Here is a 12,142-nt window from a genome sequence, read left to right on the forward strand (position 1 = left end):
CATGGCGACGATCGCCTGGATCGGTCTGGGTCATATGGGCGGCCCGATGTCGGGCAATCTCGTCGCCGCAGGGCACGAGGTGCGAGGCGTGGACCCAGATCCGGCGTGCCGCGTCGCGGCGGGCGAGCGGGGGGTGCGGGTCGTCGACACCATCGCCGAGGCGGTGGCCGGCGCCGACGCGGTGTTCACGTCGCTGCCGCGCGGCGAGCACGTGCGTGAGGTGCTGGGCGGCGACGGCGGCGTCTGGGCGACGGCACCGACGAGTGCGCTGTTGCTCGACACGTCGACGGTCGACGTCGAGACCTCGCGGTTCTGCCACGAGGCATCCGTCGAGAGAGGGTTCCGCTTCGTGGACTCGCCCGTCTCGGGCGGTATCGCGGGTGCGCACGCGGGCACGTTGACCTTCATGCTCGGCGGCGACGAGCAGGCCGTGGCCGAGGCGACCTCGCTCGTCGAGCCCATGGCCGGTCATGTCTTCGCGGTCGGCGGCCCGACGATGGGCATCGCGGCGAAACTCGCGAACAACCTCATGCTCTTCGTCTCGCTCCTCGGGGTGGCCGAGGGGTCGCAACTCGCCGCGCACCTCGGCCTCGACGCCGCGACCTTCTTCAAGGTGGCCTCGGTGTCGTCGGGCGACTCCTGGCCTCTGCGAACGTGGTACCCCGTGCCCGGTGTCGTCGAAACCAGCCCCGCCAACCGCAACTTCGACGCGACCTTCAGCACGGCGCTCGCCGAGAAGGACCTCTCGTTCGCGGTCGCCGCGGGCGACGAGGCCCGGCTGCCCATGCCGGCCTCTCGGCTCGCGCTCGAGCAGTTTCAGCGGCTCATCGACGAGGGGTACGGCGGCAAGGACTGCAGCCTCGTGGTGAAGTTCGCGTCGGCCGACGGTCGCATCGAGGGGTTCGACCCCGGGGCCTGACCTCGAGACGCCCGCGACTATCGGCGAAGCGCCGCCAGCCTGCTGACCCAGCGGTCGTAGCGGGCCCACGGGTCGTCTGCTCCCTCGCGAAGCTCATCGATGTGCGCGACCAGCGTCGGGTGCGCGGCGAACCACTCGGTGCCGGGGAACCGGTGCTCGGCGAACTGCTCGTGTCGGCGGTGCTCGAGACGGCGACCGCCGCGTTCGAACGCGAGCACCTCGTCGTGCGGGATGGCCGTGAAGCGCAGGCGTGGATTCGACGAGGTGCCGATCTTGATCTGGTCGCGATAACGGAGGTAGTAGACGACCTCGACGAGCGGCCGCGCCAGCTCGTCGTCGGGCGCATCACCCACCTTCCACTCGCAGTCGGCGCAGATCCAGCCCGACGGGTACCGCACTCCGAGACGCGACCCGCAGGCCAGGCACGGCCCGGGCAGCAGGTCGACGACGCCGACCCCTGAGGCGACCCGATCGTACGCCTCCAGGAGGTGGGCGCTGCAGAGCAGCAGCCGAGCGCCGGCTTCAGCCCGGTTCGGGCAGCGAACGCCGTCGGCGCCGAGCAGGCCGCACTGCGTCTCGTCCATGCCCGCAGGTTAGCTGCGGCATCCGACAGTGCACCGACTCGGTCGGTAGGCTCGAAGCCGGATCCCGAGTGGCGGCGGAGGTGGCTGATGTGGCGCTTCTTCCGTCGGCGTCGTGCCCCCGCCTTCAAGCCGTTCGATCGCAAGGCCCTGCCGAAGGTCGAGCCGCTGACCTTCGAGGAGACCTTCGCCGACGGCCTCCTCGTCGCCGAGGCGGCGGCTCGGATGGCACTGAAGAACCGCATCATCCTGATGGCGCTCCGCGGCGAGGAGCCGTTCGACGCCGACCGGGCCGCGGCCGCCGCTCGTGAGGTGCTCCACGAGCTCATACGCGAGACCGACGAGGTCGCAGAGTGGTCGGCACACGAGCTCGAGACCGCGGCGAATCGCGTCGGCCGCTCAGCGCACCAGCACGACTACCATCGCGAGGACACTCGCAACCTGCGGCTTCGAGAGCAGGTGAACACGGCGATCGCCGAACGGCTCGCAGAGCTGCGCGACGACCCCGAGTACCTCGCCGAGCTCGCCGAGCGGGCTCGGCAGGACGCCTGGACCGATATCGCCGGGGCCATCAACGCGAGGCTCGCCCGCGAGTGGCCCGAGGTCGAGGTCGACGAGACATACCTGCGCGAGCGCGATCAGCGCATGCAGGATGTCGCGGGCGACCTGGAGCGCGACCTGCGCGAGGCGGCACGCCAACGCGAGATGCTCGACGAGCTCGACGACTCGTTCGGCGGCTGGTGAGGGCTACGCCGGCGTGAGGTGATGCGGCGGGCGGAACACGTCGCCCGGGTCGACCTCGGCCTTCACCCGCCGCAGGCGGGCGAGGGTCTCGGGCGGGTAGATCGTCTCGAGCACCGCGTCACCGAAGGTGTCGGTGAAGTTCGAGTACCTGCCCGAGGTGAAGCGCAGCGCCCCATCGAGTTCGGCCTGCACGGCGGCCGCCTGCTCATCGGTGGTGTCGGCGGGCATGAGGCGGTTCACGATGAAGAACGCCTGCGCATCGCGGAACGCGATGGGCGTGGCGTCGGGCGCGACCCGCGAGAACGCGCCGCCGAGCGCGCGCAGCATCACCATGGTGGGCACCTCGCTGGCCGACGCGCGTTCGGCCGCGGCGAGCAGCTCGTCGGAGACGTCGGGCACGAATCCGTTGCCGCCGACGAAGCGGAACGGCGGCCGACCTGGGGGCCCCTCTTCGAGGAGCTCGCCGTACTGCACCGGACCGAGCGAGACGTCGGTCACCGAGGGCAGCGAGAGCAGCGGCTCGAGCAGGCGCCGCAATTCGTCTTCGGTGCCCTGGAGCGCCACCGCGAGTTGCGGCCCGGCCGGCATCTCGGGCATGAGCGCCGGCATCACGACGAGCGTGGAGTTCAACTCGTCGGGTGAGGAGACCGTGATGTCTCGCCAGGCGCGCAGCACGGCGCCGACCTCGGACTGGTCGAACGACACGTGGCCGCCGACCATGCCGTCGACCGGCGACGCCTGGAGCGTGAAGCGAGTCGCGATACCGAAGTTGCCGCCGCCGCCGCGAAGGGCCCAGAAGAGGTCGGGGTGCGACTCGGCACTCGCCGTGACGACGGCTCCGTCTGCGGTCACCACCTCGATCTCGCGCACGAGGTCGACCGTCAGCCCGTGCGTTCGCACCTGCCAGCCGATGCCGCCGCCGAGGGCGAGGCCGCCGACGCCCACGCTGAGCGTGTCGCCGGAGCTGATTCCCAACCCGTGCGGTGCGAGGGCAGTGGCGACATCGCCCCAGTGGGCACCGGCGCCGACGGTGACCAGCGCGCCATCGTGCACCGCGATCTCGTTGATGGCCGAAAGATCGATGAGGATTCCCTCGGTGGTGGGCATGCTGCCATGGCCGCCGCTTCGCACCGAGATCGGCTGGTTCGCCTCGATCGCCGCTCGGACGGCGGCGGCGACCTCGGCCGTCGTGGTCGGACGGATGACGGCCTCGGGATCGCCGGGACCGTAGAAGACGGTACGACCTCCGTCGTACTCAGGGGAACCGGGGCCGAAGGTGCGGCCCGGAACGCGTTCACTCAGGTCGGAGAGGATGGACATGAGCGGCAGTCTGACAAACACCACCGTCATCCGTCACGGATGCTCGCTCAGCGCTGAATCGCTGCATTCGCATGCATCGGCGGGTGTCACAGGGAGCGCGTAGGGTACCGCCATGGCGTTCGATGACGGCCTGGTCACGGCCAACCTGTCCATCTCACTCGACGGCTTCGTCGCCGGGGCGAACCAGACCCGGCAAGACCCGCTCGGCATCGGCGGCGAACGCCTCCACGACTGGATGTTCCGGCAGCGCGACGCGAACCAGTCGATCGTCGACCAGATCCTCGCTCCGAGGGCCTACATCATGGGGCGCAACATGTTCGGACCGGTTCGGGGCGAGTGGCCCGACGACGAGTGGAAGGGGTGGTGGGGCGACGAGCCGCCGTATCACGGGCCCGTGTTCGTGCTCACCCACCACCCACGCGACCCGGTCGCGATGCAGGGTGGAACGACGTTCCATTTCGTCACCACGGGCATCCACGACGCGCTCGCACAGGCGAAGGCGGCCGCAGGCAGCGGCCGAGTCTCGATCGCCGGCGGGGCGAGCACGGTTCGCCAGTACCTCGCCGCCGGTCTCATCGACCGCATCATCGTCAGCATCTCGCCGATCACGCTGGGTGCGGGCGAGCGACTCTTCGAGGGGTTCGACGACCTGCGGCTGAAGCCGGTCGACGTGCTGCACAACGAGCTCGCCACCCAAATCACGTACGACGCCGTGCGCTGACGGCGGTCGCCGCTGCCCGGCGTGACCGAGATTCGCGTGCACGGGGCATCCGTCGCGGCCCGCTACTCGCCGCTGGGATGCGCCTTCGCCCGATCGATGACCCCCGCGTACGCGAACGCCCGCTCGCGCCACGCGGAGTATCGGCCCGAGACGCCGCCGTGCCCTGCGGCCATCTCGACCTTCAGCAGCGGATCGGCTCCGGCGTCGCGCAGGCGGGCCACCCACTTCGCGGGCTCGACGTAGAGCACCCGCGTGTCGTTGAGCGAGGTCACCGCCAGGATCGGCGGGTAGTGGTTCTCGTGCACGTTCTCGAGCGGGGAGTACGACCGCATGTAGGCGTAGACCTCGGCGTCATCGAGCGGGTTGCCCCACTCGTCCCACTCGATCACCGTGAGCGGGAGCGACGGGTCGAGGATCGAGGTGAGCGGGTCGACGAACGGCACCTCCGCGAGGATCCCCGAGAAGTACCGCGGCGCCATGTTCGCGACCGCACCCACGAGCAACCCGCCCGCGCTGCCGCCCTGTGCGACGAGACGATCGGCTGCCGTGATGTCGTTGTCGATCAGGTGGCGAGCGACGGCGACGAAGTCGGTGAACGTGTTGCGCTTCTCGAGCTTCTTGCCGCGTTCGTACCAGAGCCGGCCCATCTCACCCCCGCCGCGCACGTGCGCGACGGCGAAGATCATGCCCCGGTCGAGCAGCGAGAGCCGGGGGATCCCGAAGCCGGGGTCGATCGAGTGCTCGTAGGATCCGTAGCCGTAGAGCAGCGTCGGTGCGGGCGTGCCCAGCTCGACGAGGTCGTGCCGGTACACGAGGGAGACCGGGATGCGCGTTCCGTCGTCGGCCTCCGCCCACTCCCGACGTTGTGCGTAGCGGGAGGGATCGTAGTCCCCGAGCACGGGCTGGCGCTTGCGCAGCCGTCGCTCGCCCGTGGCGACGACCACGTCGTACACGGTCGTCGGCGTCACGAAGCTCGAGTACGCGATCCGCAGCGTCGGCTGCTGCCAGTCGGGGTTGCTGCCGACGCCGACCGAGAACAGGTCCTCGTCGAACGGCAGCTCGTGCAGCGTGTCGTCGGGCGTCGCATCCGCGGGCAGTCCGGCCGGGGGCACCTTGGCCACCGCCACCCGGGGCAGGCCCTGGCGCCGGTACTCGACGGCCACGAAGTCGCGGAACGCGTCCACGCCCTCGAGCCGCACCTCGGGGTTGTGCGGCAGCAGCATCCGTCGGGGTCCCTGCGGGTCGGATGCCGCGACGCTGACGAGCTCGAAGTTCACCGCGTCGTCGTTGTGCACGATGAGCAACCGGTCCCTGCCGCCCGCCACCACGTGCTCGACGTCGTACTCGACGCCATCCTTGCGCGGCCAGACCACGCGGAACTCGCCCGCCGGATCGTCGGCATCGAGCAGCCACGTCTCGCTCGTGACGTTGGAGCCGGCCTCGATCATGAGGAACCTCCGGCTGCGCGTGACCCCGACGCCGAGCCAGAACCGCTCGTCGGGCTCGTGGAAGACCGAGACGTCGTCGGATGCCGCGGTGCCGACCTCATGGCGCCAGACGGTGTCGGGGCGCCACGATTCGTCGACCGTCGCGTAGAAGACGTACCGTCCGCTCGGATCGAACACCGCACCCGCGGCCGTGCCCTCGATGACGTCGTCGTACTCGCGGCCCGAGCCGTCGAGCGAGCGCAGCCGGATCGTGTAGCGCTCGTCCCCCTCGACATCGATGCCGTAGAGGAGCGTCGACCCGTCGGCGCTCACGTCGAAGCTGCCCAGTGCGTAGTACTCGTGGCCCTCGGATTCGACGTTGTCGTCGAGGAGCACCTGCTCGCCGGGAAGCGGCTCGTAGGAGGCATCCGTCAGCTCATCGCCCGTGGTCTCGGGGAGCACGGGCGGCTCCCAGTCGTCGCCCGACGCAGGCACTCGGCAGTGGATGCCGTACTGGCGCCCCTCGACCGTGCGGGAGAAGTACCACCAGTCGCCCTCGCGCGTCGGCACGCTGAGGTCGGTCTCCTTCGTGCGATCCCTGATCTCCTCGAAGAGCTGCTCCTGGAGGATCGCCAGGTGCTCGGTGCGTGCCCTGGTGTAGGCGTTCTCCTCGTGCAGGTGCGCGATGACGGCGGGATCCTCCTTGGCCCTCAGCCAGTCGTACTCGTCGATGAAGACGTCGCCGTGGTGCACGCGTTGGATCGGTCGCTTCTCGGGTCTGGGAGGAGTGAGCACGAATTCAACGGTACTCCGCGCGCTCGCGTCCTTCTTCGCCGGAGCCTCGCGCCCCTTCTCACGAGCCCGGGACATCGGTCAGGTCAGCAGTGCCGCGCGGATGCGAGCGAGTCCCTCGGCGAGCTGGGTGTCGGTGACCCCCGCGTAGCCGATGACGAAGCCGGGCTCCTCGTCGCCGGGCACGGCGGAGTACTCGGCGAGGGGTGCCACCGCGACGCCCTCGGCCGCGAGCCGGGCGATCACCGCATCGGATGCCGCCAGCTCTCGCAGGCGCACGACCGCGTGCAGCCCGCCGTCGAGGCCCGACAGCGGCGCGCCGGGCAGCCCGTCGAGTGCTTCGAGCACGAGTGCGCGCCGGTGCGCGTAGTCGCGCCGCGTCGCTGCGATGTGGCGACGCACGGCACCGCTCTCGAGCAGGGTCGCCACCGCGTCCTGCACGACCCCGGGAACGGGGCACCGATCGTCGGCGCGCATGCGAGCGTACGCGGCGCGGAGCTCGTGGTTCTCGGGCATGACGAGGTACCCGAGGCGAAGCCATGGCGTCAGTACCTTCGAGAAGCTGCCGACGAGCACCGCGCGCCCGGCGTCGTCGAGCGAGGCGAGCGCCGGCAGTGGCGGTCCGAGGTGCCGGTACTCGCTGTCGTAGTCGTCCTCGAGCACGATCGCCTCCGCCTCGCGGGCCCACTGGAGCAGCTCGAGCCGAGCCGCGACCGGCAGGCGCCCACCGAGCGGGTACTGGTGGCTCGGCGTGACCATCGCCGCGTCGGGCGGTTGCGGCATCCGTCGCAGCGCACCGACGTCGAGGCCGTCGGCGTCGACCCGCACGGGAACCGTGCTCGCGCCATGGAGCTCGAGGGTGCGTCGCGCCGATGGGTAGCCGGGATGCTCGACGGCGATGACGGGCGGACGTGCGACTGCGACGGCCAGGGCGGACGAACTGAGGGACAGCGCCTCACTGGTGCCCGCCGTCACGACGATGTCGGCGGCGTCGCACTCGATCCCGCGGGCGATCCGCAGGTGGTCGGCGATCTGCTCCCGCAGGCGCTGCACGCCGAAGGGCGGCGGGGACTCGGAGGGGATGTCGCGGGCCGCGGCCGTGCGCCAGGCGGCCCGCCATGCCCGGGTGTCGAAGCGCAGCGTGGCCGGGCGGCCCGGCAGCAGGTCGATGCGCGGCGACGCGGGGCCGGCGACCTCCTCGGCCCGCGATCGGGGAGCGGTGCCTGATGACGCGGTGTCGGATGACGCGGGGTCGACCGAGATCGCGGGGTCGGGTGATGGCGTGGCGCCTCGGGCAAGATCGGCGACTCGCGTCGCCGCTCCCTGCCGCATCTCGAGGTACCCCTCGCCGGCGAGCTGCTCGTAGGCGGTCACCACGGCGCTGCGCGAGACCGCCAGCTCGGCCGCGAGGGCTCGCGTCGACGGGACCGCATCACCGGGCCGGAGGGCTCCCCGAAGGATTCCGCGGCGCAGCCCGTCGACGAGCTGCGCGCCGATCGGCCGTGCCGCGTCGCGATCGATGACGAGGATCGGTCCGTCCACGGATGCCCCTCTTCTCCACGACTGGACTGGTGGATGCTGCGCGAACTGGACTGCTCGCCGAACCAGTATGCTCGCGAGACTAGCAGCGTGACCCCGACGACCACCACGACCACCACCGCTGCGCGAGCGACCGCACCTCGGCGCATCCGCCGCCTCGCGGAACGGCAGACCGCCGATCGCGACGCGCTCCTCGCCCTGCTCGACGACGAGCTCGTCGGCCACCTCGCCGCGGTCGTCGACGACCAGCCTGTGGTCATCCCGACCGGCTACGCTCGCGACGGCGATCACCTGCTGCTGCACGGCTCGACGGGTGGCGGATTCGCCCTGCGCGCGGCATCCGCTCGATCGACCGTCGCGTTCTCGGTGACCGCCTTGGACGGCCTCGTCTTCGCACGCTCGCTCTTCGACAGCTCGATGAACTACCGCAGCGCCGTGGTGTACGGCGTACTCGAGCCCGTTTCCGACGAGCGAGCGGATGCCGCGCTGCTCGCGCTCGCCGAGCGCCTCATGCCCGGGCGCGCCGCCGAGGTGCGGTCGACGACCCGGAAGGAGATCGCGGCGACGCGCGTGCTCCGCCTCGCGCTCGACGACGTGGTCATGAAGGTGCGCGCGGGCGGGCCGTCGGAGCAGCCCGACGACGGCGAGGACCACGCTGTCTGGGCCGGGGTCGTGCCGCTCGTACGCACCTGGGGCATGCCCGAGCCGTCGCCGCTGACTCGCGCGGGAACCCCGACGCCGCAATCGGTGGTCGCCCTGACGACAGACTCCGGCGCGGAACGCAGACTCACCTGATGGAGAAGATGGAAGGAGGTGCGCGATGTTCGCGACCATGATCGTCCTCGGAGTGCTCGCCGCTGCGGCACTCACGACTGCGCTCGTGCAGTTCCGACGTGACGGTTACCACCGCACGCCGACCCTGCGCTTCTGAGCACCGACCCTGCCACCGCCGCCCGAGAACGGGCCGACCCGCGACGCCGTCATCCGATGCCGTCGTCGCGATTCAGCCGGCAGCGATCAGGCGGCGTTCGGCTCCCCACGGTGTCGGTGGGCCGTGGCACCATGAATGAATGACCACGTCAGCGCCGGCCATGATCGGTCGCGACGCCGACCTCGCGAGGCTCAACGAGCGACTCGACGAGGTGCGCGCCGGTGCGCCGTTCACCGTCATCATCGGCGGCGAGGCGGGCATCGGCAAGACGCGCCTGATCCGAGAGTTCCAGGCCGGTCTTCCCGACGACGTGCGGCTCCTGGCGGGGCAGTGCGTCGACCTCGGCAGCGTCGCCTCGCCGTACTCGCCGGTCAAGACCGCGCTGCGCACCCTGATCGCCGACGAGGGTGCCGAACGGGTGCTCGAGGCCGTCGGCCCGGGCCGCGTCGCGCTCGTCGCGCTGCTCCCCGAGCTCGCCGCGGCCGAGCCGGCCCCCGCACTGCCCGCGACGCCGCCCGTCGGCCCCCAGTCCTCGTCGGGCGTCGCCACCGGCCAGCTGCACGAGGCGATCGCCGTGCTGCTCGAGACCTTCTCGCGCGAGCGCCCCATCGTGCTCGTCATCGAAGACCTCCACTGGATCGATGCGGCGAGCCTCGCGCTGCTCCGGTTCCTCACCCGGGCGCTCGGCTCCAGCCGGGTGCTGACGGTGCTCACATACCGCACCGAAGACGTGACGCGGGGGCATCCGGTGCGCGACTTCCTCTCCGAGGCCGAGCGCGACCGCTGGGTCGAGCGCCGCGACCTCGGTCGACTCACGAAGGCGCAGGTGCGCAAGCTCGCGCGGTCGATGATGGTCGACGAGGCCCCGACCAACGCCGCCCTCGACACCGTGTACCGCCGCAGCGACGGGGTCCCCTTCTTCGTCGAAGAACTCGTCGGCATCGACGGCTGCAGCGACGAGGGCCTCGTGCCCGACACGCTTCGCGAGCTCCTGCTCGCCCGATACGAGCGCCTGCCCGAGTCAGCGCAAGAACTGCTGCGCCTCATCTCGACCGGTGGAGTGCGGGTCTCGCATGCACTGCTGTCCGAGGTCTACACCGGTTCGGCCGACGAGCTCGACGCCGCCGCACGTCAGTGCGTGAACGCCGGCGTGCTCACGATCGAGGGCGACGACTACGCGTTCCGGCACGCGCTTGTTCGCGAGGCGATCCTCTCCGACCTGCTGCCCGGCGAGCGGGCACGGTTCCATGCCCGCTACGCCGAGGCCTACGAGCGGGCCGCCGCCGCCGGCACCCGCCGGCTCGCCGCCGAGATCTCCTACCACTGGCTCGGGGCGCATGACCATGCTCGGGCGTCCCCCGCCACGATGCAGGCGATGCGCGAGGCACGTGCGGCCGCCGCCTACGCGACTGCGGCCCAGCTCGGCGAGCGCGCCTTGTCCCTCTGGGACGTCGTGCCCGATCCCGTCGGCGCAGCCGGCATGGGCAAGCTCGAGCTGATGGGCCGCACGGCCTCGCACCTCCGTAATGCCGGTGAGGGCGAGCGCAGTCTCGCGCTCGTCAAGGCGGCGCTCGCCGAGTGCCCGGTCGACGATCCCCAGTACCCGCGGCTGCTGCGCGACAAAGGGCTCTACCTCGCCAATGTCGGCCGGCCCGGGTCGATCGAGGTGCTCGAAGAGGCGCTCGCCGCGCTCGACGCGCGCGGCGACACCGGCCCGAGCGACCTCCGCGCCACGACGCTCACCGCCCTCGCCGGTCGTCTCATGATCGACGGGCGCCTCGACGATGCGGTCGAATTCGCCGACCGCGCGCTCGAGGTGGCCGACGCGATCGGTTCCGCCCGGTACTCGTCGATCGCCACGAACATCGCCGGAATCAGCCGCGCCGATCGCGGCGACGTCGAGAACGGCCTCGCCATGGTCGAGCGAGCCCGCGAGCTCGCGGACGGCGATGGTGCTGCGCTCCTCCGATACTGGGTGAACGCCTCCGACCAGCTCTACCTCATCGGCCGGTACCACGAGGCGGTCGCCCTCGCCGAGGAGGGGCTCGCGGCATCGCGCGCCCAAGGTGTGGAGCGCAGCTCCGGAGTCATCCTCGCGTCGAACGCCGTCGATCCGCTCTTCGCGCTCGGCGAGTGGGAGCGCGCCGAGAAGCTCATCGAGCGTGCCCTCGCGCTCGATCCGACCGCCCCCTTCGCGGTGTACATGCAGCGCGCCCGCATCTGGGCGATGCTCTGGCGGGGGCATACCGAGCGAGCGAACGAGCTGTATCGCAGTGTGCGACCGACCATGGCCGCGATCATGCAGGTCGAGATGCAGACGCGGCTCTCCGCGGGCCGCGTGGCCGCCGAGCTCGCCCTGGCCAACGACGATCTTCCGGGCGCCTGGCGCGAGGCCCGCGCGATCCTCCTCGAGAAGCTCAAGCCCCTCGCGGGGTACGCGCTGCCGTTCCTCTGGGTCGCCGCGCGGGTGGTTGCGGCGGTGCGTGCCCGGCCGGGTTCGGTGACCGAGTCCATCGCCGCCGAGGTCGACGAGGCGGTGCCGCGGCTGCGATCGCTGCTCGAGCGGCTCGACTACTGGCCGACGCATGCGGTCTGGGCGCCGCTGTTCGAGGCCGAGCTGGCCGCGGCATCCGAGGGTGCCGGCGCGGGCGTGCCCGGCACCGACATCGCCGCATGGCGGGTCGCCGTCGAAGCGGTCGCCGCGCCCGCCGCGCCCGGATTCCTCGTGCCCTACGCGCTGCTCCGCCAAGGAGAGGCCGAGCTGGCGGTCGCCGATCGTGCTGCAGCGCGCACGTCGTTGCAGACGGCGCTCGAGCTCGCCGAGACAGGCGGCGTCACGTCCGTGCACGACCGCATCCTGCGCCTGGCCTCGACAGCCGGCATCGCTCTCGACGGAGTGGGCGGCGGCGCGGGCTTCGTCGTGCCGACCGGCGGCATCGCCGGCTCCGCGGCATCCGATGCCGATGCCGCGGCGACGGCCGAGCTGACCGCACGCGAACGGCAGGTGCTCGAACTCATCGCCGAGGGGCTCAGCAACCGGCAGATCGGCGAGCGGCTCTTCATCAGCGGCAAGACCGCGAGCGTGCACGTCTCGGCGATCCTCCGCAAGCTCGGTGCGGCGACGCGCACCGAAGCGGTCTACCGGGCCGGCGCGCTGCGCTGAGCGGG

The 12,142-nt window shown here is 71.4% G+C and carries 9 protein-coding genes; 5 read left to right on the forward strand and 4 right to left on the reverse strand.

All coding sequences use genetic code 11. The features are described 5' to 3' along the window. Position 1 precedes the first annotated feature (1 nt). A complete protein-coding gene (locus HUS56_RS06400) occupies positions 2 to 919 on the forward strand; it encodes an NAD(P)-dependent oxidoreductase (protein WP_173922576.1) in 918 nt (305 codons plus the stop codon). Between the two features lie 17 nt (positions 920 to 936). Here HUS56_RS06400 and HUS56_RS06405 read toward each other — a convergent pair whose 3' ends face one another. Next, positions 937 to 1,503: a GIY-YIG nuclease family protein gene (locus tag HUS56_RS06405; protein WP_254431316.1), complete on the reverse strand. Its 567-nt coding sequence runs from the start codon at positions 1,501 to 1,503 to the stop codon at positions 937 to 939. 87 nt (positions 1,504 to 1,590) lie between these two features. On the opposite strand from HUS56_RS06405, the gene HUS56_RS06410 reads away from it, so the two are divergent. Further along, the gene (locus HUS56_RS06410; protein WP_173922577.1) at positions 1,591 to 2,244 is read left to right on the forward strand and encodes a hypothetical protein; all 654 of its coding nucleotides are present in this window, start codon (positions 1,591 to 1,593) and stop codon (positions 2,242 to 2,244) included. Positions 2,245 to 2,247: 3 nt separating this feature from the next. On the opposite strand, the gene HUS56_RS06415 is transcribed toward HUS56_RS06410, so the two are convergent. Beyond that, positions 2,248 to 3,564 (reverse strand): FAD-binding oxidoreductase, encoded by a 1,317-nt coding sequence (locus HUS56_RS06415; RefSeq protein WP_173922578.1) that lies wholly within the window; start codon positions 3,562 to 3,564, stop codon positions 2,248 to 2,250. Positions 3,565 to 3,676: 112 nt separating this feature from the next. Between HUS56_RS06415 and HUS56_RS06420 the strand changes: the two genes are divergently transcribed. Continuing rightward, entirely contained in the window at positions 3,677 to 4,285 is a 609-nt protein-coding gene (locus HUS56_RS06420; RefSeq protein ID WP_173922579.1) for a dihydrofolate reductase family protein, read from the forward strand. Positions 4,286 to 4,347: 62 nt separating this feature from the next. Here HUS56_RS06420 and HUS56_RS06425 read toward each other — a convergent pair whose 3' ends face one another. Further along, the gene (locus HUS56_RS06425) at positions 4,348 to 6,507 is read right to left on the reverse strand and encodes a S9 family peptidase (RefSeq protein WP_254431317.1); all 2,160 of its coding nucleotides are present in this window, start codon (positions 6,505 to 6,507) and stop codon (positions 4,348 to 4,350) included. Between the two features lie 78 nt (positions 6,508 to 6,585). Continuing rightward, a complete protein-coding gene (locus HUS56_RS06430; protein WP_254431318.1) occupies positions 6,586 to 8,046 on the reverse strand; it encodes a PLP-dependent aminotransferase family protein in 1,461 nt (486 codons plus the stop codon). A gap of 87 nt (positions 8,047 to 8,133) precedes the next feature. On the opposite strand from HUS56_RS06430, the gene HUS56_RS06435 reads away from it, so the two are divergent. Both HUS56_RS06435 and HUS56_RS17455 read left to right on the forward strand, forming a co-directional pair. Beyond that, the gene (locus tag HUS56_RS06435) at positions 8,134 to 8,838 is read left to right on the forward strand and encodes a pyridoxamine 5'-phosphate oxidase family protein (RefSeq protein WP_254431319.1); all 705 of its coding nucleotides are present in this window, start codon (positions 8,134 to 8,136) and stop codon (positions 8,836 to 8,838) included. A gap of 275 nt (positions 8,839 to 9,113) precedes the next feature. Next, complete coding sequence (locus tag HUS56_RS17455; RefSeq protein WP_173922582.1) at positions 9,114 to 12,137, forward strand: AAA family ATPase; 3,024 nt, start codon at positions 9,114 to 9,116, stop codon at positions 12,135 to 12,137. Positions 12,138 to 12,142: the final 5 nt, after the last annotated feature.

It is taken from the genome of Agromyces sp. Marseille-P2726 (genome assembly GCF_902809835.1).
Lineage (GTDB): Bacteria > Actinomycetota > Actinomycetes > Actinomycetales > Microbacteriaceae > Agromyces.

Bases quoted from the DNA above. Each gene is read 5' to 3' on its own strand.
- HUS56_RS06400 (WP_173922576.1), top strand. From the start codon at position 2: ATGGCGACGATCGCCTGGATCGGTCTGGGTCATATGGGCGGCCCGATG.
- HUS56_RS06405 (WP_254431316.1), bottom strand. From the start codon at position 1,503: ATGGACGAGACGCAGTGCGGCCTGCTCGGCGCCGACGGCGTTCGCTGC.
- HUS56_RS06410 (WP_173922577.1), top strand. From the start codon at position 1,591: ATGTGGCGCTTCTTCCGTCGGCGTCGTGCCCCCGCCTTCAAGCCGTTC.
- HUS56_RS06415 (WP_173922578.1), bottom strand. From the start codon at position 3,564: ATGTCCATCCTCTCCGACCTGAGTGAACGCGTTCCGGGCCGCACCTTC.
- HUS56_RS06420 (WP_173922579.1), top strand. From the start codon at position 3,677: ATGGCGTTCGATGACGGCCTGGTCACGGCCAACCTGTCCATCTCACTC.
- HUS56_RS17455 (WP_173922582.1), top strand. From the start codon at position 9,114: ATGACCACGTCAGCGCCGGCCATGATCGGTCGCGACGCCGACCTCGCG.